The 20,626-nt window shown below is 57.0% G+C and carries 20 protein-coding genes; 10 read left to right on the forward strand and 10 right to left on the reverse strand.

What is annotated here, in order from left to right; genetic code table 11:
- The first annotated feature begins 35 nt into the window (after positions 1-35).
- The 4 genes from BSK21_RS04515 to BSK21_RS04530 are packed head-to-tail and all read left to right on the forward strand — an operon-like array spanning position 36 to position 3,668.
- On the forward strand, positions 36-1,199 hold the full coding sequence (locus BSK21_RS04515) for a M20 aminoacylase family protein (RefSeq protein ID WP_067549723.1): 1,164 nt from the start codon (positions 36-38) through the stop codon (positions 1,197-1,199).
- Between the two features lie 57 nt (positions 1,200-1,256).
- Positions 1,257-2,180: a Gfo/Idh/MocA family protein gene (locus BSK21_RS04520; RefSeq protein WP_067549301.1), complete on the forward strand. Its 924-nt coding sequence runs from the start codon at positions 1,257-1,259 to the stop codon at positions 2,178-2,180.
- Positions 2,177-2,884 (forward strand): acylneuraminate cytidylyltransferase family protein, encoded by a 708-nt coding sequence (locus BSK21_RS04525; protein WP_067549298.1) that lies wholly within the window; start codon positions 2,177-2,179, stop codon positions 2,882-2,884. Before BSK21_RS04520 ends, BSK21_RS04525 begins: the two co-directional genes overlap by 4 nt.
- Positions 2,877-3,668, forward strand: a complete 792-nt coding sequence (locus tag BSK21_RS04530; RefSeq protein ID WP_067549295.1) for an SDR family NAD(P)-dependent oxidoreductase — start codon at positions 2,877-2,879, stop codon at positions 3,666-3,668. The genes BSK21_RS04525 and BSK21_RS04530 overlap by 8 nt, the downstream gene beginning before the upstream one ends.
- Here BSK21_RS04530 and BSK21_RS04535 read toward each other — a convergent pair.
- The 4 genes from BSK21_RS04535 to BSK21_RS04550 are packed head-to-tail and all read right to left on the reverse strand — an operon-like array spanning position 3,655 to position 8,376.
- Complete coding sequence (locus tag BSK21_RS04535) at positions 3,655-4,953, reverse strand: 3-deoxy-D-manno-octulosonic acid transferase (RefSeq protein WP_067549292.1); 1,299 nt, start codon at positions 4,951-4,953, stop codon at positions 3,655-3,657. The genes BSK21_RS04530 and BSK21_RS04535 overlap by 14 nt on opposite strands.
- Positions 4,954-4,957: 4 nt before the next feature.
- The gene (locus tag BSK21_RS04540; protein ID WP_082959407.1) at positions 4,958-6,199 is read right to left on the reverse strand and encodes a 3-deoxy-D-manno-octulosonic acid transferase; all 1,242 of its coding nucleotides are present in this window, start codon (positions 6,197-6,199) and stop codon (positions 4,958-4,960) included.
- Entirely contained in the window at positions 6,192-7,313 is a 1,122-nt protein-coding gene (gene neuC, locus BSK21_RS04545; RefSeq protein ID WP_067549290.1) for a UDP-N-acetylglucosamine 2-epimerase, read from the reverse strand. The genes BSK21_RS04540 and neuC overlap by 8 nt, the downstream gene beginning before the upstream one ends.
- Positions 7,314-7,347: 34 nt before the next feature.
- Positions 7,348-8,376 (reverse strand): N-acetylneuraminate synthase family protein, encoded by a 1,029-nt coding sequence (locus BSK21_RS04550; protein WP_067549288.1) that lies wholly within the window; start codon positions 8,374-8,376, stop codon positions 7,348-7,350.
- Positions 8,377-8,480: 104 nt separating this feature from the next.
- Between BSK21_RS04550 and BSK21_RS04555 the strand changes: the two genes are divergently transcribed.
- Positions 8,481-9,185, forward strand: coding sequence for a tyrosine-protein phosphatase (locus BSK21_RS04555; protein ID WP_082959406.1), 705 nt, complete (start codon positions 8,481-8,483; stop codon positions 9,183-9,185).
- On the opposite strand, the gene moaA is transcribed toward BSK21_RS04555, so the two are convergent.
- The 6 genes from moaA to glmU all read right to left on the reverse strand — a co-directional run bounded on the left by moaA (position 9,182) and on the right by glmU (position 15,258).
- Positions 9,182-10,186 carry a GTP 3',8-cyclase MoaA gene (moaA, locus tag BSK21_RS04560; protein ID WP_067549716.1) on the reverse strand — a complete coding sequence of 335 codons (1,005 nt, stop codon included), beginning with the start codon at positions 10,184-10,186 and terminating at the stop codon, positions 9,182-9,184. The two genes, BSK21_RS04555 and moaA, sit on opposite strands and share 4 nt — an antisense overlap.
- An 82-nt stretch (positions 10,187-10,268) precedes the next feature.
- On the reverse strand, positions 10,269-10,952 hold the full coding sequence (locus BSK21_RS04565) for a DNA alkylation repair protein (RefSeq protein ID WP_067549285.1): 684 nt from the start codon (positions 10,950-10,952) through the stop codon (positions 10,269-10,271).
- 1 nt (position 10,953) lies between these two features.
- Positions 10,954-11,544 carry a GNAT family N-acetyltransferase gene (locus BSK21_RS04570; protein WP_156529562.1) on the reverse strand — a complete coding sequence of 197 codons (591 nt, stop codon included), beginning with the start codon at positions 11,542-11,544 and terminating at the stop codon, positions 10,954-10,956.
- Positions 11,544-12,092: a pyridoxamine 5'-phosphate oxidase family protein gene (locus tag BSK21_RS04575; protein WP_067549279.1), complete on the reverse strand. Its 549-nt coding sequence runs from the start codon at positions 12,090-12,092 to the stop codon at positions 11,544-11,546. Before BSK21_RS04575 ends, BSK21_RS04570 begins: the two co-directional genes overlap by 1 nt.
- Positions 12,092-13,909, reverse strand: a complete 1,818-nt coding sequence (glmS, locus tag BSK21_RS04580) for a glutamine--fructose-6-phosphate transaminase (isomerizing) (protein ID WP_074038966.1) — start codon at positions 13,907-13,909, stop codon at positions 12,092-12,094. Before glmS ends, BSK21_RS04575 begins: the two co-directional genes overlap by 1 nt.
- Positions 13,910-13,911: 2 nt before the next feature.
- The gene (gene glmU / locus BSK21_RS04585; RefSeq protein ID WP_067549275.1) at positions 13,912-15,258 is read right to left on the reverse strand and encodes a bifunctional UDP-N-acetylglucosamine diphosphorylase/glucosamine-1-phosphate N-acetyltransferase GlmU; all 1,347 of its coding nucleotides are present in this window, start codon (positions 15,256-15,258) and stop codon (positions 13,912-13,914) included.
- 117 nt (positions 15,259-15,375) lie between these two features.
- Between glmU and BSK21_RS04590 the strand changes: the two genes are divergently transcribed.
- The 5 genes from BSK21_RS04590 (at position 15,376) to BSK21_RS04610 (ending at position 20,621) form a co-directional block, all read left to right on the forward strand.
- On the forward strand, positions 15,376-16,038 hold the full coding sequence (locus BSK21_RS04590) for an HAD-IA family hydrolase (protein ID WP_067549272.1): 663 nt from the start codon (positions 15,376-15,378) through the stop codon (positions 16,036-16,038).
- Positions 16,039-16,077: 39 nt separating this feature from the next.
- Complete coding sequence (locus BSK21_RS04595) at positions 16,078-17,283, forward strand: DegT/DnrJ/EryC1/StrS aminotransferase family protein (RefSeq protein ID WP_067549269.1); 1,206 nt, start codon at positions 16,078-16,080, stop codon at positions 17,281-17,283.
- On the forward strand, positions 17,280-17,783 hold the full coding sequence (locus BSK21_RS04600) for a hypothetical protein (protein WP_067549266.1): 504 nt from the start codon (positions 17,280-17,282) through the stop codon (positions 17,781-17,783). The genes BSK21_RS04595 and BSK21_RS04600 overlap by 4 nt, the downstream gene beginning before the upstream one ends.
- 88 nt (positions 17,784-17,871) lie before the next feature.
- On the forward strand, positions 17,872-19,032 hold the full coding sequence (locus BSK21_RS04605) for an isovaleryl-CoA dehydrogenase (protein WP_067549264.1): 1,161 nt from the start codon (positions 17,872-17,874) through the stop codon (positions 19,030-19,032).
- Positions 19,029-20,621 carry a carboxyl transferase domain-containing protein gene (locus BSK21_RS04610; protein WP_067549261.1) on the forward strand — a complete coding sequence of 531 codons (1,593 nt, stop codon included), beginning with the start codon at positions 19,029-19,031 and terminating at the stop codon, positions 20,619-20,621. The genes BSK21_RS04605 and BSK21_RS04610 overlap by 4 nt, the downstream gene beginning before the upstream one ends.
- Positions 20,622-20,626 lie beyond the last annotated feature (5 nt).

Here is a 20,626-nt window from a genome sequence, read left to right on the forward strand (position 1 = left end):
GTTTTGAATAAATGATCAAAAGAATGGAGGGGCACATGCCCGTCAAAAATCGCCTAGCAGAATTGCACCATGAGATCACCGAATGGCGACGTGATCTGCACGAACACCCCGAAATTCTGTTTGAAACCCATCGCACCGCCGCTGTTGTTGCTGAAAAGCTCGAGAGCTTTGGCTGTGATGAGATCGTCACGGGCATCGGTCGTACGGGCGTTGTCGGTGTGATCAAAGGTAAGACCGACACCAAAGGCATGGTGGTTGGCCTGCGGGCGGACATGGATGCGCTTCCGATCCTTGAGGCAACAGGTCTGCCCTATGCGTCGAAAACCGAGGGCGCGATGCATGCCTGTGGTCACGACGGCCACACCGCGATGCTCTTGGGCGCTGCGAAATACCTTGCAGAAACGCGGAACTTTGACGGTACAGTCGTCGTGATCTTCCAACCCGCCGAAGAAGGCGGCGGCGGTGGTCGCGAAATGTGTGCGGACGGCATGATGGATCGTTGGAATATCCAAGAGGTCTACGGCATGCACAACTGGCCGGGTGTTCCTGCCGGATCGTTCGCCATTCGTCCGGGTGCATTCTTTGCTGCGACCGACCAGTTTAAGATCGTCGTTGAAGGGCGGGGCGGTCACGCAGCAAAACCGCATGAGACGATTGATCCGGTTGTCACATCGGCGCAGATCATTACTGCGCTTCAATCCATCGCGAGCCGTAATGCCGATCCCGTCGAGCAGATCGTCGTTTCGGTCACATCCGTTGAGAGCAGCTCGACCGCGTTTAACGTGATCCCGCAGCGCGTCACACTCAAAGGTACCGTGCGCACCATGTCCCGTCACAACCGCGATCTGGCCGAGGATCGTCTAAGCAAAATCGCTGATCTTACCGCAGCTGCGATGGGGGCGAAGGCCGAGGTGAATTATTATCGCGGTTATCCTGTGATGGTGAACCACGAAGAACAGACCGCCTTTGCGGCTGAGGTGGCGACATCTGTGTCGGGTGCCTGTGCCGAAGCGCCTCTTGTTATGGGCGGTGAGGACTTTGCCTATATGCTGGAGGAACGTCCTGGGGCCTATATCCTCGTCGGGAACGGGGACACCGCGATGGTCCACCACCCCGAATATAACTTTAACGACGAAGCCATTCCTGCGGGCTGTAGCTGGTGGGCGGAAATCGTTGAACGGCGGATGCCAGCCGCCTGATCCCGTTGCAGAAACGCGCCGCATGTGCCATTCCAGAACAAAGTAATGGGAGGTCACATGCGGATTGCGGTGATCGGTGCTGGCTCAATCGGTCGGCGCCATTTTGATAACCTTGTTTCTCTCGGCATTGACGCGGTTCAGGTGCCATATCGCAGCTATCGCCCTGATGTTCTGGATGACTGTGACGCTGCGGTCATTGCGACCGCGACTGATGTGCGCACGGGTCCGATTGCGGATGCGGCGGATCGCGACCTCCCGATGTATATCGAAAAACCGCTCGCCTTTCGGGCGGCTGACTTGGCAACGATCGAATGCCTGACAGCGAAAGTTGCAGATCGCACGATGCTGGGTCTGATGATGCGCTATCACCCCGCATTCCGTGCATTGGCTGATATGGACATGTCGACTGCGGTGCGTTTTAGCCTCGATATCGGGCATGACGTTACGCAATGGCGGCAGAACTGGAAATTCTCGGAAAGCTATGCGGCCAAGGCTGACGGAGGCGGAGTACTACTGGACCTCTGCCATGAGATCGACATGGCCTCGGTTCTGTTCCCAGACCTCATGCTCAAATCGGTCACGTCTGTCGGTCATTCAAACTATGACGGCGTCGATTTTTCATCGCGTCTGACCGTGCAAACAGGGGCGGGGGCCGAAGGGTCGATCGGGATGGACTATCTGACCCCGCAGCTTCACCGTCGGACCATCGTTTATGGTGTCGATGCGATTTATGATTTCGATTTCGCGGCACAGCGCTACGAAGTCAAAGATGCCGCAGGGTCTCGCCTGATTGATCTGCCGCTCGAACGGAACGAGATGTTCGTGGGGATCACGCGCGATTGGATTGCCCTTCTTGAGGGGCGCGAGATTACAAATCGACTGCTGCCACGCATTGACCGTGTGACCACCAGCACAGCGCTCACCGCTGCCGCGTGGGAAGCGCGGCAGTTCGTTGGGCACATCACAAAGGAGATCCCATGATTTTGGGTCATATCGGCGTCCGCAAGGGCTCTAAGGGCGTTCCGCGTAAGAACTTTAAGCCGATCTGCGGCAAGCCGCTGATCGATTGGTCGCTTGAACAATTGCTCGAACATCCGCAAGTGGATGCAGTTGTTGTCTCGACCGATGACGAAGAGATTTACGAACACGCCGTTGCCAAGGGCACGCTGGCGATTGGGTTGCGCCCCGATCACCTCGCCACGGACGCGGCAGGTAAATGGGGCGTGTGGCAGCACGCGCTTGATGCGTCTGAGGCGCTGATCGGCAAAGTCGACGCGTTTCTGGACCTCGATGCGACATCGCCACTGCGGTTGCCATCAGACATCACCGATGCGCTGGCACTCTATGAGGCAGAACACCCCGATATGGTCATGTCCTGCTGTGAGGCGCGCAAGAACCCGTATTTCAACCTCGTTGAACCCGATGAAACAGGCGCTTTGCACGTGTCGAAACCTCTCCCTGGTGGGGTGGTAGCGCGTCAGGCGGCGCCGACCGTCTATGAACACGCGGCAAGCACATATGTGGTCAAACCAGACTACCTCAAGACCGCGAAATCGCTCTACGAGGGGCGCGTCATTCCCTATCTGATGGATGCTGATCGTTGCGTCGACATCGATAGCCCCTTTGATTTCAAACTCGTAGAATTCTTACTTAACGACCGACTGAAAGAGGCATCTAATGGCTGATCAACTCAAGGGCCGCACGGTTTTCATCACTGGCTCTGGCGGTGTTCTGGGCTCGACCTATGTGCGGCGGATGCTGGATGAAGGTGCGCGCGTCATCGCCTCTGACCTCAAGGGCCATCGTGCGGATGCGCTGGTTGAAAAACACGGCTCGAACGAGAACTTCCGTTTTTATGACCTCGACGTTGGCGATGAGGACGGCTGTTCCGAGATATTCAAACGCATTCTGGCCGATGGTTGGGAGCCGAACGTGGTTCTCAATAACGCGGCGATCACGGGCGAGTTGTTAATGGGAGCGGGCAAACCGTTTCCTGATTTCGCAGACACCAGCGTCGAAGATTTCGAACGCACCCTGCGTACCAACCTGACAGGCGCGTTCATGATTGCGCGTCAGATGGACCGTGACATCGTCGGAAAATGGCCTTGCACGCTGATCAACGTCGCGTCGATGTATGCGCTGAACGGCGCCCACCACCCGATTTATGACGGCATGCCGTTTAAGAACTTCTCGGCCTATGGCGTGACCAAAGCGGGTATTCACGGGCTGACCGTTTGGCTGGCTGGCTACTGGGCACCGCGCAAGGCGACGGTGAACACCATTGCGCCTGGGGCTGTGTTCAACAACCATTCCGAGGAATTCCAACGCCGCGTCGGCGAATTGATCATGGCGGGCCGTATGTGCGAGCCTGATGAGATCGCGGACGTGATGTTGTTCCTTGCCAGCCCGCAGTCGGGGTACATGACAGGCCAGTTGGTCAACGTTGATGGTGGCTTTAGCGCGTGGTAAAGGCGTCTATCGCGGTGAGCGTTTTTTGAACGGCGCCCGTATGTTCGGTAAAGAACGCTTCAATTTGATCGGGGTCGGCCTGCGGGTCGGCCCCGATTGCGTTTATCAACTCTGCCGTTGACTGAACGTGGGTGCAAACGCCTGCGGCAATTGCCTCAACTGCGGGGTATTCGATGGTGTGGATGTCTGGCCCAACGATCACGGGTTTCTTCATCGCCAACGGTTCGATGACGTTATGGGCGCCGAAGGGTGTAAAGCCACCGCCAACGATGACCTTATCCGCCATGGCGAGATAGAAATACATCTCGCCAATGCTGTCGCCCAAGAGGACATCGACCTGCGGTGCGTTGCCTCGGCCTTGCAATAACGCATCGAAACAGGCTGTGCGATTCACCACGTAAAGTCCCGCGTCGCGGAGCATCGTCGCCACCTCGGCAAAGCGCTCTGGCTTGCGGGGCACGTAGACAAAGAGCGGGGCATTCTCGCCGCGCGTCGCCTTGATCGCGTCGATATAAACCTCGTCTTCGCCCTCAACGGCGCTGGCGATGGTGATCACAGGACGATCGGGGGCCAACCATGCGCGCGCCGCGACACCAGCGACGGGCAGCTCAGCAGGGATCGGCTGTTCGAACCGTGTTTCACCCGTGATTGCGATGTTGGTGACACCCACGCTCGCGAAACGATCCTGTTGCAGCGCGGATTTCACCAGCGCACCCGCAAAGCCGCGCATCAGGTCGGCACGGGCAGGGGTTTTGATTTGATCGCGTTCATAGCTCTTGGACGGATATTGCGCGTTGCACATAAAGAGCGGCACTCCCTTGCGACGACATTCGGTAATCATCGCAGGCCAAATCTCGACTTCCATCACCAGCCCGTATTTGGGCGTGAAGGCGCGAAAGAACTTGGCATAGGTCCAGCGATATTCGAACGGCACCCAAACAGCGCGAAGTCGCCCAGCGGCAATTTCTTCGGCAAAGACACGCTCGGCCTCGCGACGTCCTGTGGGAGTGAAGTGGGTGGTGACAACCGTTTCGCCACGGTCAAGGAGCGCCCGAACCAGAGGGACTGCGCTGCGCATTTCGCCCAGTGAAACCGCATGGATCCAGACCGATTTCGGCATCGGCTTGTGCATGCCAAAGCGTTCCTTAAGGTGCTGAAAATACAGTGCATCCTTTTGTCCACGACGCCACAGGTAGATCAGGATCAGCGGAAATCCGACAATCCAAGCCGCCTTGTAGAGCGACAGCCAGCGGCGCAAGCGCGGAGTGGGGAACTGTGCAATCATTGCGTTAGTTTATCAACGAAACGAGACGGGCCGCCAGAACAAGTTTTCGATCCCGCTCTGCAGCGATCAATGCCGTTGCGGCACGTGTTTGCGCAGAGAGCGTCGCGGGGTCCAAGGCGACGATCTCTTTCGTCCCATTGATGGGCAAGGCACCGCCAACACCGTTGAGCATTTTGTAATCTGCGGCGAAATTCGCGGTGCGCGGGCCGTGTAGAACAGGGCAATTCAGGTTAACGGATTCCCATGGATTATGGCCCTCAATGTCGCAAAAGGTACCACCGATCAGCGCGAACTCTGCCAGCCGATACCAGAGCCCCATTTGCCCAAAGCTGTTGTCGATGATGACATCGGCATCTCGGAGCGATGCGCTATCTGCGCCTATCGCCACCTTCAATCCGCGCTCTGTCGCCGCCGCGACGATGTCATCGGTGCGTTCGGGACGACGCGGCGCAATGACCAAGAGGCTGCCCGTTCGTCGGGTTTGAGCATCGAGCGCAATCGCCTCGTCCGCAGGGTGGCTCGACGCGCAGAGCCATAGTGACCGTCCGTTCAGGCCTCTTTCAATCGCAGCGCTTTCGTTTGGCCAGTCTGACAAAGGCGGGGCAATCGGTTTGAGCGATCCCGAAACCGTCACATCGCGGCCACCCAGTTTGGTCAGGTTCGCTGCGGTTTCATTGTCTTGGGCGTCAATGATCGCGATCCGAGCGAGCGCTGCGCCGTATAGCTTAGCGGCCTTGGCTCTTTTCGCAAATGCATCGTTGTTAAGGCGCGCATTGACGATGGCTTGACCGATCCCACGTTCCGCTACCCGCCAGACCATCGCAGGCCAGAGGTCCTGTTCTGCCCAGATTGCAAGGTCAGGTTTCCAATGCGTCAGGAAGCGATTCATCGCGTTCGGGAGATCAATCGGAAGGAACTGATGAACCGCACCCTCAATCGGGTTACGATCCCATGCTGTGGCCGAATTGAGCGCGGTAGAGGTGATCAAAAACTGCAGGTCTGGACGCATCTCGCGCATCATGAGGATTAACCCGCGCAGGGCCATAACCTCGCCCACTCCAACGCCGTGCATCCAAACGAGTGCCCCGTTGGGGCGGGGCGCGCTTGGGTAGCCGAGCTTTTCACGCCAACGCGTTGGGTGTTCTTTGCCGAGTTTGAGCCTGCGTCTAAGGATAATCGGCGCGATGGGTTCGATCACCCCCGTCGCAATCATCAAAAGACGCAGGGAAAACGGCGGCTTACTCACTGTCCGTAAACGCTTTTTGCAAGGACCCTGACCAGAAGCTCTCTGTCCCGAGGATCGTCATGAAACGCTCTGCTGCGCTGCCTTCGCCAAAGGCCGCATGGCGGTCGTAGCGTTTACCCCAGTTCGAGGCGAGGAACTCTGCAATTGCGGGGCGGTCATAAGCAGAGACGTGGCGGATGCTTTCTGCCTGCGCGCGGTTGGTCTGGCGGCTGCCCACGTCTAACGATGGGATGCCGATAAACGGTGCCTCGCGCACGCCCGCGCTGCTGTTCCCGATCATTGCCGAGGCATTGCGCATCAGTTCCGAGAAATGGGCAAAGCGCATGGAGGGCAGGATGCGGAACCGATCCTTTGGCAGGGTGTCCATCGCGGCGAGAATACCATCCGTCCCCGGATCGTTGTTCGGTGCGATCACAACATAGGATTTCTCAGAGGCCACCAGCTCCGCGTAAAGCGATGCAGCCTGATCACCCATCGTTTCTGCCTCAGAGGTGACGGGATGGAAGACCACGATGCCAAAGTCGTCAAACGGGATGGCATAGCGCGCTTTCACGTCCTCAATCGTCACGCCCGACGGTTGGGAGTGGAAGTCCAACTCAGGTGAGCCGATCACATGGATCGCCCCTTCGGGTTCACCCAGTGCCATCACACGGCGGCCTGCATCCTGCGAGGACACAAAATGGTGGCTCGCGAGTTTGGAGTTGCAGTGGCGGAAGACCTCATCAATCGTGCCCGACACTTCACCGCCCTCAATATGCGCCGAACGAATGTAGTTCGTAGCACAGACCAGCGCACAAGCGAGTGCTTCGATCCTGTCGCCGTGGATAACGACGAGGTCGGGTTTGTGCTCCATACAGAAGTCAGAAAACCCGATCACAGTTTTCGCTAGGATCATATCCTGCGGATCGCCTGCCCGTTGGTTGAGGAACTCATGCACCTGAACGCCAGGGACACGATGAACCTCAATCTTCGTCATGCCGTATTGTTCGAGCATATGCATGCCCGTGACAAAAAACGATACATCAAAGCCCGCGTCGCGGCACGCAATCGCAAGTGGCTCTAGCTTGCCAAAATCGGCACGAGTGCCAGTGACGAAGAGAATGGAACGGGTCATGACTGCTCTTTTAGCGCAATAGGCTAGTGAAATGCTAACGCAAATCGCTCCACTTAAGCTGGGTGTTCCGTGTTACAGAACGGGTCAGCGTCTTGCCAACGACCTTATCAAACTCGTAGCCAGCAATTTCACCAGAGCCAGGGCGACGGGCCCAGATGTCGGCTTCGGTGATGACGTGACCTTCGGGAAGGTCCTTATCCGCAACGACCGAGGCACGGGCGAAGGCGTAGACAGGCTCTTCGGCTTCGGTGCGTTGTTTGGGGTTGTTGGCTGCGATCCAAATCTCTTTGGAACGGTCGATAATGTGGCGCAGTTCGGACGGGTCCATTGAGTTGATGATGTCTGGTCCCTTGCGGTAGCGCGTATCGGTGTAGTGACGTTCAAGGATGCAGGCACCCAAAGCCACCGATGCCAGTGCCATTTCCGGCCCGATCGAGTGGTCAGAGAAGCCAACAACCGCGTTCGGGAATGCATTTTTCAGGTCGGTGACGCCACGCAGCGAAACGATTTCGGCAGGCGACGGGTAGAGGTTCGTGCATTCGAGGAGAGCATATTCAACGCCCGCATCCTCAAGGATTTGAACCGACGCGCGGATGGTGTCGATGGTCTGCATGCCTGTCGACATAATGACTGGCTTGCCCTTTTTCGCGATGTGACGAATGAGCGGGAGGTTATCCGCCTCACCAGAGCCGATCTTATAGGCGGCAACGTCGAGTTCCTCGAGGAAATCGGCTGCGGCGCGGCTGAACGGGGTCGAAATCCAGATCATCCCCAATTCTTCGGAATAGCGCTTTAGCTCTGCCTCTTCGTCTTTGGACAGGGCGCAGCGTTCCATGACATGCCAGATCGAAACGTCCGCGTTCGGCGGAAAGATCGACTTTGCCTCATCGGTCATTTCATCTTCGATGATATGGGTCTGGTGCTTGATCATCTCACAGCCAGACAAAGCAGCGAGGCGCACCATTTCCTTGGCCACGTTCAAGTCGCCGCCGTGGTTGATACCGATCTCAGCGATGACGAGAGGGGGGTGGTCAGGTCCGATTTTGCGGCCAGCGATTTCCATGGGTAACTCCAAAACGAATTTGTTCTAGACCTAAGCGGGAACGGGGCGTCCTGCAATCGGCAATCTGGGCATGAAAGGTTGCATTCTGAGGCCCCATAGCCCAAATGATCCCAGCGAACGACAAAGGGCAGGGTATGCTAAAGAACCTCTGGAATAAGGCGAAGGCTTGGGAGAAAGCCCGCAATAAATCCTATGAAAAGCCCATCGTGACCGCAGAAGACCGCGAGCGTGCACACTATTACGCAAAGTGGATCGACCATGGGTTCCTACGCGTACGCTGGACGAATTTCGACCAGATCGCCGAAGGAGTTTATCGGTCTAACCATCCTAGCCCCGAACGTATGGCCGAAATGGCGGAGATGGGCATCAAGACGGTGATCAACCTTCGGGGTGGTGCGAATATCCCGACATCGCTGCTTTCGGCTGAGGCGGCTGAAAAATACGGCATGAAGGTTATCACGATTGGCATGTCCGCCCGCAGCGCCCCCAATCCGCGTCAGATCGTCGAGTTTATGGATGTCATGGAAACGGCGGAAAAGCCTGTTCTGATCCACTGTAAATCGGGCGCAGATCGCACGGGATTGGCTGCTGTGATTTACTTGACCGAGATGCTCGGCGTGTCGGTCGAGGACGCCAGCGCGCACCTCAGCAGCAAGTATCTGCATTTCAAATGGTCGAAGACGGGCGTGCTGGACCTGTTTTTCGAAAACTATCGCAAAGCCCATGACGCGACAGGCATCGGTCTGCGCGAATGGGTGACGACCGTCTACGATCAGGACGCATTGAACCGCGAGTTTGCTTCGCGTTAACCGCCTGTATGGCTCATGTGGCGGCTGACGCGGCCATCGACCGTTTGACGCGAATAATCGAAATCGTGGCCCTTGGGTTTCAGACCGATAGCGCGGTGAATGGCGGCCTCTAGGACATCGTCGTCGTTTGACGCGCGGAGCGGTTCGCGCAGGTCGGAATGACCCTCTTGCCCCAGACAGGTGTAAATTTCGCCCGTGCAGGTGATCCGCACGCGGTTACAGCTTTCGCAGAAGTTATGGGACATTGGCGTGATGAGGCCGATCTTTTGGCCTGTCTCTTCGATGCGAATATACCGCGCAGGCCCGCCAGATCGTTCGGCTAAATCGGTGAGGGTAAACCGTTCGCCCAGTTGCTTGCGCAGATCATTGAGCGACCAATATTGGCCCAGACGATCCTCGTTTCCGATATCGCCCATCGGCATCACCTCGATAAAGGTGAGGTCCATGTCACGGTCGGCGCACCAGCTCTGCAGAGTAAAGAGTTCGTCCTCGTTGAAGCCTTTCAGCGCAACCGCGTTGATTTTGACGCGCAGCCCTGCCTTTTGGGCGGCATCAATCCCCTTGATCACTTGGGGCAAGCGGCCCCAGCGAGTGATGTCAGCGAATTTCTGATCGTCAAGCGTGTCGAGCGATACGTTCACGCGTCGCACGCCTGCCGCATAAAGGTCGTCCGCGTATTTCGCCAACTGACTACCGTTTGTGGTCAGCGTCAGTTCCTTGAGCGCTCCACTGTCGAGGTGGCGCGTCATCGCGTTGAAAAACGTCATGATCCCGCGCCGAACGAGCGGTTCACCCCCCGTGATCCGCAACTTTTCGACGCCAAGACCGATAAAGGCGCTGCACAGTCGATCCAACTCTTCGAGCGTCAGGAGGTCCTTTTTGGGGAGAAACTCCATATTCTCTGACATGCAATAGACACAGCGAAAATCACATCGGTCTGTGACGGACACCCGAAGGTATTTGATCGCGCGTGCGAAGGGATCAATGAGCTGCTTTTCCATGATCGCGAATGTAGGGCGGTGCATGGGGTCCTGCAAGGGGTAAGCGATAGGTGATTTTTATCTATTCGACCAAAGTCGCGCTCTAGTTTTTTATCAAACGGAGGGCTTCTTTGCGGGCAAAGGGCTTCATCGCGGTGCCATGAGCGTCGATAAAGCTACGCACCCGTTCAGGGTCGCGCTTCGACAAATCCCGCAGCCACCAGCCGATGGCCTTTTGAATAAACCAGTCGTGGTCGCGCACATAGCTGCCCGCCCAATCGAGAACGCGTTCGCGGATCGCGAGGTCGGCCTCTTTGGGGAATGTCATTTTCGTCCACGGTAAGGTGATGACGAGGGCCGCGCGGCGGGTCCACATATGGGGTGAGACAGTCCAATTTTCGACCTGATCAATCCGCGACGGATCGGCAATCAGGCGTTTCTCGCCGGATTTGCAGACGTGATCCGCGATGGACCAACCATCAAAATCGGGCACCCAGCTCGCGATGAGGTCCCATGCCGCTGTGTCGTCAGGACGAATTCGGGCTTGCTCTAGCAGTTTTGCTGCCAGGACACGGGTCTCGTGAATATCTGCTGACCAAAGGTCGGAACAGAGTGCGAGACGTTCGTCCAAGGTTACAGCTTCGCGGATCTCTTTGGACATATCCGTGAGCACAGGCACCTTGATCCCCAAAACGCGGCGCGTGGTTTTGTGGTATTTCGCCATTTCAACCGCGTCGGCGGGATTAGCCAGCGCGTCGAGTTGGGCAAGGATATCGTCGATGGTCATATTAATTCCGTGGCTTTTCTAGTTGCCAAGTGAGGTGCGTTTTCACCGTGGGCCATTCGTGCGCAAGGATCGAATAGACGCAGGTGTCCCGCAGCGAACCATCAGCCATCACCATATGCGACCGTAGAACACCATCAAGTTTCGCGCCAAGCCGTTCAATCGCAGCGCGGCTTTGATGGTTCATGAAATGAGTGCGGAATTCGACGGCATTGCAGCCCAACGCCTCAAACGCGTGGGTGAGCATTAGACGTTTGACTTGGGTGTTCATCGGGCCGCGCTGGACCGATTTTCGATACCACGTTGATCCGATTTCCAGCCGCTTATTGGCGGCGTCAATATTCATATAGGTGGTCATGCCGACGGCCTGACCCTTGGGCGTGAGGATCGCGAAGGGCAGCATCGCCCCTTTTTCCAAGAGACCCAATCGGCGATCAATTTCTGCCTCAACCCCATCGGGGGCCGGGATCATCGTGTACCAGAGCTTCCACAATTCGCCGTCAGCGGCAGCCTCAATCAGGTCGGCTGCATGGCCTTGGCTCAATGGTGCGAGCGTAACGCTGGTATCAGAAAGCGTAATAGGTGCGGGCCACATCAGATGTAATCCTCAATTCCCGTGGGTTTTCCGTCAATGGTGACGCGGTTCTTCTCGTCCCAATAGTCGTGAATGCCAGCCTCGCCTTTGCCGTCCGACCACGTGTCCAAGGTCTCACGATGCCCTTGGTGATCGAAATAAGGGACGGCATAACCGCAAGAGGTCTGCACGAGGTCGACGTTCAGGTCGTATATTTGCCGTGCACCCACGTGGGCATCAAAATGGCTGTTCAGCTCTGCCCAATCCACATCCCCCACATGAACCGCGCGAGCGGTGCCATAGGCGCGCAGTATGAGGGGGCGCTTTTCAAAGCCGCACCACATAACCGTCATGCGGCTGTTTTCCCGAAGGTGCCCCGCCGTTTCATTGCCAGACCCCGTCAGGTTCCGCCAAATCAACCTATTTGGTCCCAGAATACGCAAACTATCGCCGCCCTTAGGTGACAGATTGACCCGACCGTCGGCCGCAGCGGTTGCTACAAAGTAGATATGCTGCGCTTCGGCAAATCCTCGGGTGTTGTCATCAAAGGACGGAAACTGTTTCGCCATTATTCCACCGTCACAGACTTCGCGAGGTTGCGTGGTTGGTCCACGTCGGTGCCTTTGGCAACAGCGGTATAGTAGGCCAACATTTGCGCAGGGACCGCATAGAGGATCGGGGCAAGGAAGTCGTCGACCTCTGGCATGATCAATGTCTGCCAAACGCCTTCGCCAGCCTCATCCGCGCCTTTCTTATCCGTGACCAAGAGGACCTGACCACCACGGGCCATGACCTCTTGCATGTTGCTAACGGTCTTGTCGAAGAGCGCATCGCGAGGCGCCATGACGATCACTGGCACGTGCTGATCCACAAGGGCGATAGGCCCGTGTTTCAATTCGCCCGACGCATACGCCTCGGCGTGGATGTAGCTGATTTCTTTGAGTTTCAGCGCCCCCTCAAGCGCGAGCGGATACATCTGCCCGCGACCCAAGAACAGAATGTCACGCGCCTCTGCCAATTTGTGGGAGAGCGTCTCACAGCGGGTTTCAATTGTCAGGGCAGTGTTCAAGATCCCCGGCAGAGCACGCAGGGCCGTAATCTTTTCCGCTAAGTCCGCATCGGTCAATCGTCCACGCTGACGGGCGGCACTTAGGACCAGCATGGCGAGCGTCATCAACTGATTGGTAAAGGCCTTGGTCGAGGCAACGCCAACTTCAACGCCAGCAAGGATCGGAAGGACCAGATCGCTTTCCCGCGCGATAGAGCTTTCTGGGACGTTGACGACAGCGACGATCTTGTCGGCTTTGCCAGCGCAATACCGCAGGGCTGCGAGGGTATCAGCGGTTTCGCCAGACTGGCTGACAAAGAGTGCAACAGTGCCTTCGGTGATCGGCGGCTCGCGGTAGCGGAATTCTGATGCCACGTCGATTTCGACCGGCAAACCAGCGATCTGCTCGAACCAATATTTGGCAACATTACAGGCGTAGAACGCGGTGCCACAGGCAACCATCGTCAGACGATTGATCCGTGTGAAATCAAGCCCGCCATCAGGCAAAGTGACGGTATCACCTTTGAGGTAGCGGTTCAGGACTTCGGACATGACGACCGGCTGTTCCGCGATCTCTTTGGCCATGAAGTGTTTGTAGCCACCTTTGTCGATACGGGCCGCGTCGATGTTGACCTTGCGCACGTCGCGGTTGACCTGCTCTCCATGCGTGTCCCGAATTTCGAGCGATGTGCGCGTGATCACCGCCCAGTCGCCTTCGTCGAGATAGGTGATGGTGTCGGTCAGCGGCGCCAGCGCAATCGCATCAGAGCCGACAAACATCTCACCCTTACCGTGGCCGATGGCGAGGGGGCTGCCCTTGCGTGCTGCGATCAACAGGTCTTCTTCGCCTTCAAACAAGAGGCAGAGAGCGTAGGCGCCCTCAAGGCGAGCGATGGTGTTCTGTGCGGCCTCACGGGGGCTTTGCCCTTGCGCCACGAAATGCTGCGCGAGGAGGGCGACCGTTTCCGTATCGGTGTCGGTTTCATGAGCGATGCCGTGTTCCGCTAGGAATTCGCGCAGCTCGCGGAAATTCTCGATGATGCCGTTATGAACAACGGCTACTTTGCCCGAACGGTGCGGGTGCGCATTGACTTCGGTGGCGGCACCATGCGTGGCCCAACGGGTATGGCCAATACCTGCCTTACCAGCGAGAGGCTCATGCACCAAACGGTCGGACAGGTTTACCAATTTACCAACCGCCCGACGACGATCCAGAACGCCGTTGTTCACGGTCGCAATACCCGCCGAGTCATACCCGCGGTATTCGAGCCGTTTCAAAGCTTCTACCAAAATTGGCGCGGCTTCGTGGTTGCCGAGAACTCCTACAATCCCACACATAATTAGGACCCCTTTGCCTTTTTGGCTTTGAGCATTTCAAATAATTTAACAGCGAACCCAGCTTTGTTTTCTTGCTTGGTCCGCGCGATGGCCATTGCACCATCTGGAATATCTTTGGTCACAACAGTGCCCGTGGCGGTCATGGCGTTGTTGCCAACCGTGACAGGGGCAACCAGCATCGTTGCAGAACCGATAAAGCTGTTCGCGCCAATGGTGGTCTTATGTTTGAACACACCGTCGTAGTTGCAGGTGATTGTGCCTGCGCCAACGTTGGTCTTTTTGCCGATGAAGGCGTCGCCGATATAGGTGAGGTGGTTAACCTTCGCGCCCTCATCAACCGTCGCGTTTTTGATCTCAACAAAGTTGCCGATATGGACGTCTTCGTTGAGTTCCGCACCGGGGCGGAGACGTGCGAATGGACCAACAGTAGAACCACGGCTGACGTGGCAACCTTCGAGGTGCGAAAAGGCACGGATGGTCGCGTCGGATTCCACCGTCACGCGGGGGCCAAAGACAACGTTCGGCTCAATAATCGCGTCACGGCCAATGACGGTATCATGAGCAAAGATCACGGTGTCTGGGGCGTGTAAGGTCACGCCGTTTTCCATCGCTTCTGCCCGCATCGCGTTTTGGAACAATTGTTCGGCCCGAGCGAGCTCAGCGCGTGTGTTGATGCCGAGCGTTTCAGCCTCATCACAGCGCACAACGGTTGCGGACAGACCACGGTTGCGCGCGATACCCACGATGTCGGGCAGGTAGTATTCGCCCGATGCATTGTCGTTGCCCACTTCGTCAAGCAGGGAGAACAACAGCTGGGTATCAACGCAGATCACACCTGAATTGCAGAGCGGGATTTCGCGCTGCGCCTCTGTTGCGTCCTTGAATTCGACAATCCCCGTCAGGTCATCGCCGTTGGTGACCAAGCGGCCATAGCGGACAGTCGGGTCATATACCTCGAACCCGAGGACGATGACGTCATGGGTTGCGCGAGCGTCGAGCATGGACTGTAGTGTTTCAGGGCGAATGAAAGGCGTGTCGCCGAAAGCTACAAAAACGTTGCCATCAATCCCAGCCAGCGCCTCACGCGCTTGAAGCGCCGCGTGACCCGTGCCGAGCTGTTCCTCTTGGGTCACTACGACCGCATCGGGGTTCCAGTCTTTTACCGCAGCTTCAACCGCTTCACCACCGTGACCGACAACGACAACCGTATGATCGAGTCCCAGAGCCTCGCCTGATTTCATCGCGTGAACGACGAGCGGGGCACCCGCGATTTTATGCAGAACTTTGGGCAGGTCGGAGTTCATCCGTGTCCCCATACCCGCAGCCAAAACGATCAAAGAATTGCTCATATTCGCCTCTTAAAATTTGCCCCTGTATGGCGTTCCTTGGGGCTTACCGCAAGATTTGGGGCTTCACATCACCTTTCGCTTCGTTACACCTGTGGCAAAACTGAAATGGGGATGACTATGCGCACTGTGATTTTCGACTTGGACGGGACCTTGGCGGATACCAGTGTCGACCTCATCAATGCCGCAAACACCTGTTTTCGTGGGCTCGGGCTGGGAGATTTGCTTGATCCAACGCAGGATGCAGCGATTGCGGTCCGCGGTGGCAGAATGATGCTGACCGAAGGGTTCAAACGCGCTGGTAACATCGATCCAGCAGAGATCGACCGTCAGTATCCTGTTTTGTTGCAGGCCTACGCGCAGGATGTTGCCACTCATACGACACTCTATGACGGTGCGATGGATGCGGTAGAGCAGTTGAAATCCGATGGGTTCGCTGTGGGTGTTTGCACGAACAAACCCGAAGGCCTCGCGATTGCCGTGCTCGACGCGCTGGGCGTGCGGAGCGCGTTTGGATCGCTGATCGGTGCTGACACTCTGCCTGTTCGCAAGCCCGATCCAGCACCTCTCCGTGCAGCGGTCGAACGAGCAGGGGGTGATCCGATGCGGTCGCTTCTGGTGGGCGACAGCATCACTGACCTCGATACGTCGCGGGCGATGAATGTCCCGAGCGTGATGGTCACCTTTGGCCCTGCAGGGATGGCGGTCGCCGACCTGAAACCTGATGCGCTGATCCATCACTATAACGAACTGCCTGCTGTTGCGGCAGAACTCCTGTCGTAACCCATTGACCCTTTGGGGGCGATCAGCCACCGTATTGGTATGACTGAAGTATTCACAGGCTCTTTCACCCAGCAGGAACCGATCCCCGAAGAGGCGATCGGGGCCGCCGTTCGTGTCATGCAGACGGGGCGCTTGCACCGTTACAACACGGTCGGAGATGAAATTGCGGAAGCCGCGCTCCTTGAAGAAGAATTCGCCGAAGCGATGGGGGCGAAATATTGCCTCGCTGTCGCCTCGGGTGGGTATGCGATGACAACCGCACTCAGGGCGGTTGGGGTGAAACAAGGTGATCCTGTGCTGACAAATGCCTTCACGCTCGCCCCTGTTCCGGGTGCGATCGCGGCAGTAGGGGCAAAGCCGATCTATGTCGATGTGGACGAGGGGTTGGTGATCGACCTCAATGATCTGCGTGCAAAGATCGGGCAGGCTAAGGTTCTGCTCTTGTCCCACATGCGCGGGCACATCTGCGATATGGACGAACTGATGCGCATTTGTGGCGCGGCAGGTGTGACCGTGATCGAGGATTGCGCCCATACGATGGGGGCCACGTGGCATACGATCCCATCTGGGCGGTTTGGCACCTTCGGCTGCTATTCGACCCAGACCTACAAACACATGAATTCGGGCGAAGGCGGTTTGCTGATCAGCGATGACGCCCAAGCCATGGCACGGGCGATCATGCTGTCTGGGAGCTATATGCTCTTTGATCGGCATCGCGCGGCACCCAAGCCAGAGATTTTCGCGCAGATCAAATATGAGACCCCGAACATCTCGGGCCGCATGGATAACTTGCGAGCCGCGATTTTGCGTCCGCAGTTGCGGCGGCTGAACGAACAATGTGGGAAATGGAACGCACGATATCGCGTGGTTGAGGCAGGATTGCGCGGTACCACGGGTTTGACGCTCATTGATCGTCCCGAAGAAGAAGGCTTTGTCGCGTCCTCTTTCCAGTTTTTGCTCTTGGACTGGGCGCCCGATAAAATCCGTGATGTTATTGGACGCTGTGCGGCGCGTGGGGTTGAACTGAAATGGTTCGGCAACGATGAACCTGTTGGATTTACGTCGAAATACAGCAGTTGGCGCTATGCCGATTGCGAACCGATGCCAAAGACCGACCGTATCCTCGCAGGGATCATGGACATGCGGTTGCCGCTGACATTCTCGCTTGAGGATTGTGCACAGATCGCGCGGATCATTCGGGCCGAGGTGAATGCCGTGTGGCAGCAAGAGGCAAAAACACCGTGAAACGGTCCGAAGTCGAAGAGGAAATTCGTGGATTTTTGGCGCAGTTGAAACGGCCAATGCCTGAGTTTGCTTTGGCGACAGAACCCACAGGCGACGGCTGGCCCGCCGTTTTGGGTGATGGCCCTGTATTCACTTGGGTGATCACCGAACGCGGCGTCGAACGGGATCGCCGCGTTGTCGATGGGCACGAGGTCGTGTTCCTTTGCATGGAAATTCTGACCGCTAGGTTTGCCCGCGAAGCCGAGAAAAAGACCCGTCAAACCAAACGCGCCAGCCTATGGACTAGGCTAAAGGCGCGCGGCGATTTTGGGGTCGGTTTGGATGATTATTCGCGTCAAACGTGGATGGAAGGGCATGTTCGTTTGATGAAATCGCTTCATTCTGGATGGGGCACGCGGGTTAAGCTAAATTACGAAATGATCCTGCGAAAATATCCGCTTACGGCCAATGAACGCCGTGATGCGCGGGTGCTCGACCTCTCTGAATTCGGTCTGAACTAACCGTCATGTGAAAACGGTGGATTGACGCGACTCGAATTCTGCGCCTAGAAATGAACGAGCGTTCAATAAAGCGCAGGGAGGAATGCATATGTTCACCGCGTCGATGAGATTCGATCTGGGAGAAGAGGTCGAGGCCATTCGCGATACCGTCCATTCGTGGGCGCAGGATCGGGTCAAGCCGATGGCGGCCCATGTGGATCAGTCCAACGAATTTCCCGCAGAGCTGTGGAAGGAAATGGGCGACCTTGGTCTTTTGGGTATCACCGTGCCCGAGGAATACGGCGGCGCTGAGCTGTCCTATCTTGCCCACACCATCGTGGTCGAAGAAATCGCACGGGCGTCGGCTTCGGTATCGCTGTCCTACGGCGCGCACTCGAACCTCTGTGTGAACCAGATCAAACTGAACGGCACGCACGAACAGAAACAGAAATATCTGCCCGGTCTGATCTCTGGCGATCATGTCGGTGCGCTGGCTATGTCCGAAGCGGGCGCTGGTTCGGACGTTGTGTCCATGTCGCTGCGTGCGGAAAAGCGGAACGATCATTACCGTCTGAACGGCAACAAATATTGGATCACCAACGGTCCAGATGCGGATACGCTGGTCGTCTACGCCAAGACCGATCCTGCCGCTGGTCCCAAAGGCATCACCGCCTTTATCGTCGAAAAATCGATGAAGGGTTTCAGCACGTCTAAGCACTTTGACAAAATGGGGATGCGTGGATCGAATACGGCTGAGCTGGTGTTCGAGGATGTCGAGGTCCCCTTCGAAAATGTTCTCGGCGAAGAGGGCAAGGGCGTTCGGGTTCTGATGTCTGGTCTAGACTATGAACGTGTTGTTCTGGCAGGCATCGGTACGGGTATCATGGCGGCCTGTATGGATGAAATCATGCCCTACCTCGCGACCCGCAAACAGTTCGGTCAGCCCATCGGGAACTTCCAGTTGATGCAGGGTAAAATCGCGGACATGTATACCGCCCTGAACACCGCGCGTGCCTATGTTTATGAAGTGGCCAAAGCCTGTGACCGTGGTCAAGTGACCCGTCAGGATGCGGCGGCCTGCGTGCTTTACTCTTCTGAACAGGCGATGGTTCAGGCGCATCAGGCTGTCCAGGCGATGGGCGGTGCAGGCTTTATGAACGACAGCGCTGTCAGCCGTCTGTTCCGTGACGCCAAGCTGATGGAGATCGGCGCGGGTACCTCGGAAATCCGTCGTATGTTGATCGGTCGCGAATTGATGGGGTCGATGTGAAACTCTCGACTACATTCATTCCCAACCCCGAAGGTCGTGCGCGTCACCTAGATATGATCGCACTCATCGCCGATGCTGCTGAAAAGGCTGCGGCAGGCGGCGGGGAAAAGGCACGGGAACGCCATGTGTCACGCGGTAAAATGCTGCCGCGTGAACGTGTCGCCAATGTCTTGGATGCGGGATCTCCGTTTCTGGAAATCGGCGCGACGGCGGCGCATGGGCTCTATGATGGGGCGGCGCCTTGCGCTGGTGTGATCGCGGGTATTGGCCGTGTGAACGGGATCGAATGTATGATCGTCTGCAATGATGCCACCGTCAAAGGCGGCACCTATTACCCAATGACGGTGAAAAAGCACCTTCGTGCCCAAGAGATCGCAGCCCAGTGCAATCTGCCCTGCGTATACCTCGTAGACAGCGGCGGTGCGAACCTCCCGAACCAAGACGAAGTGTTCCCGGATCGTGACCACTTTGGCCGGATCTTCTTTAATCAGGCGAATATGTCCGCGGCGGGTATCCCGCAAATCGCAGCGGTCATGGGGTCTTGCACGGCCGGTGGCGCCTATGTGCCTGCGATGTCCGATGTGTCAGTGATCGTGAAAGAGCAGGGGACGATTTTCCTTGCAGGTCCGCCACTGGTCAAAGCGGCAACGGGCGAGGTCGTCAGTTCCGAAGATCTGGGCGGCGGTGATGTGCATACGCGCCACTCTGGTGTTGCGGATTATCTGGCAGAAGATGACGCCCATGCGCTGTGCCTCGTGCGTCAAGCTGTGGCGTCAACCTCGCGTCAGACCCCGATGACAGTAAAACGCGAAGCGCCCGAATTGCCTGCTTGTGATCCCGAGGAACTGTTAGACATCGTGCCGCCAGACCTAAAGACGCCTTATGACATCCGGGCCGTGATCGCGCGGATTGTGGACGGCTCGCGGTTCGATGAGTTCAAGGCGCGGTTTGGCGAAACGCTGGTCACGGGATTTGCTCATATCGACGGCTGGCCCGTGGGCATCGTCGCCAATAACGGAGTTTTGTTCTCTGAGGCCGCGCAGAAGGGTGCGCACTTTGTCGAACTGTGTTCGCAACGAAAAATCCCGCTGATCTTCTTGCAGAACATCACGGGCTTTATGGTGGGTCGCAAATACGAAAACGAAGGTATTGCTCGCCACGGTGCAAAGATGGTGACAGCCGTTGCAACGACCAAGGTTCCAAAGATCACCGTGTTGGTCGGCGGGTCGTTTGGCGCGGGCAATTATGGCATGTCTGGAAGGGCTTACAGCCCGAACTTCTTGTGGTCATGGCCCAATTCGCGCACCGCGGTGATGGGGGGCGAACAGGCTGCTGGCGTGTTGGCGACCGTGAAACGCGATGCGATCGAACGGGCTGGCGGCACGTGGTCGGCAGACGAAGAAGCGGCCTTCAAGAAGCCAACTCTGGACATGTTCGAGGAACAGTCGCATCCGCTTTATGCATCGGCGCGGCTCTGGGATGATGGCGTCATTGACCCGCGCAAAACGCGCGATGTGCTTGCACTTTCGTTGTCAGCATCGTTGAACGCCTCCATTGAAGACACGACATTCGGCGTGTTCAGGATGTGAGGGCG

The organism is Marivivens sp. JLT3646, assembly GCF_001908835.1.
In the GTDB taxonomy this organism is placed as follows: domain Bacteria; phylum Pseudomonadota; class Alphaproteobacteria; order Rhodobacterales; family Rhodobacteraceae; genus Marivivens; species Marivivens geojensis.

Coding starts and splice junctions, on each gene's coding strand:
- BSK21_RS04515 (WP_067549723.1), top strand. CDS start 36: ATGCCCGTCAAAAATCGCCTAGCAGAATTGCACCATGAGATCACCGAA.
- BSK21_RS04520 (WP_067549301.1), top strand. CDS start 1,257: ATGCGGATTGCGGTGATCGGTGCTGGCTCAATCGGTCGGCGCCATTTT.
- BSK21_RS04525 (WP_067549298.1), top strand. CDS start 2,177: ATGATTTTGGGTCATATCGGCGTCCGCAAGGGCTCTAAGGGCGTTCCG.
- BSK21_RS04530 (WP_067549295.1), top strand. CDS start 2,877: ATGGCTGATCAACTCAAGGGCCGCACGGTTTTCATCACTGGCTCTGGC.
- BSK21_RS04535 (WP_067549292.1), bottom strand. CDS start 4,953: ATGATTGCACAGTTCCCCACTCCGCGCTTGCGCCGCTGGCTGTCGCTC.
- neuC (WP_067549290.1), bottom strand. CDS start 7,313: ATGACCCGTTCCATTCTCTTCGTCACTGGCACTCGTGCCGATTTTGGC.
- BSK21_RS04550 (WP_067549288.1), bottom strand. CDS start 8,376: ATGGAAATCGCTGGCCGCAAAATCGGACCTGACCACCCCCCTCTCGTC.
- BSK21_RS04555 (WP_082959406.1), top strand. CDS start 8,481: ATGATCCCAGCGAACGACAAAGGGCAGGGTATGCTAAAGAACCTCTGG.
- moaA (WP_067549716.1), bottom strand. CDS start 10,186: ATGGAAAAGCAGCTCATTGATCCCTTCGCACGCGCGATCAAATACCTT.
- BSK21_RS04565 (WP_067549285.1), bottom strand. CDS start 10,952: ATGACCATCGACGATATCCTTGCCCAACTCGACGCGCTGGCTAATCCC.
- BSK21_RS04570 (WP_156529562.1), bottom strand. CDS start 11,544: ATGTGGCCCGCACCTATTACGCTTTCTGATACCAGCGTTACGCTCGCA.
- BSK21_RS04575 (WP_067549279.1), bottom strand. CDS start 12,092: ATGGCGAAACAGTTTCCGTCCTTTGATGACAACACCCGAGGATTTGCC.
- glmS (WP_074038966.1), bottom strand. CDS start 13,909: ATGTGTGGGATTGTAGGAGTTCTCGGCAACCACGAAGCCGCGCCAATT.
- glmU (WP_067549275.1), bottom strand. CDS start 15,258: ATGAGCAATTCTTTGATCGTTTTGGCTGCGGGTATGGGGACACGGATG.
- BSK21_RS04590 (WP_067549272.1), top strand. CDS start 15,376: ATGCGCACTGTGATTTTCGACTTGGACGGGACCTTGGCGGATACCAGT.
- BSK21_RS04595 (WP_067549269.1), top strand. CDS start 16,078: ATGACTGAAGTATTCACAGGCTCTTTCACCCAGCAGGAACCGATCCCC.
- BSK21_RS04605 (WP_067549264.1), top strand. CDS start 17,872: ATGTTCACCGCGTCGATGAGATTCGATCTGGGAGAAGAGGTCGAGGCC.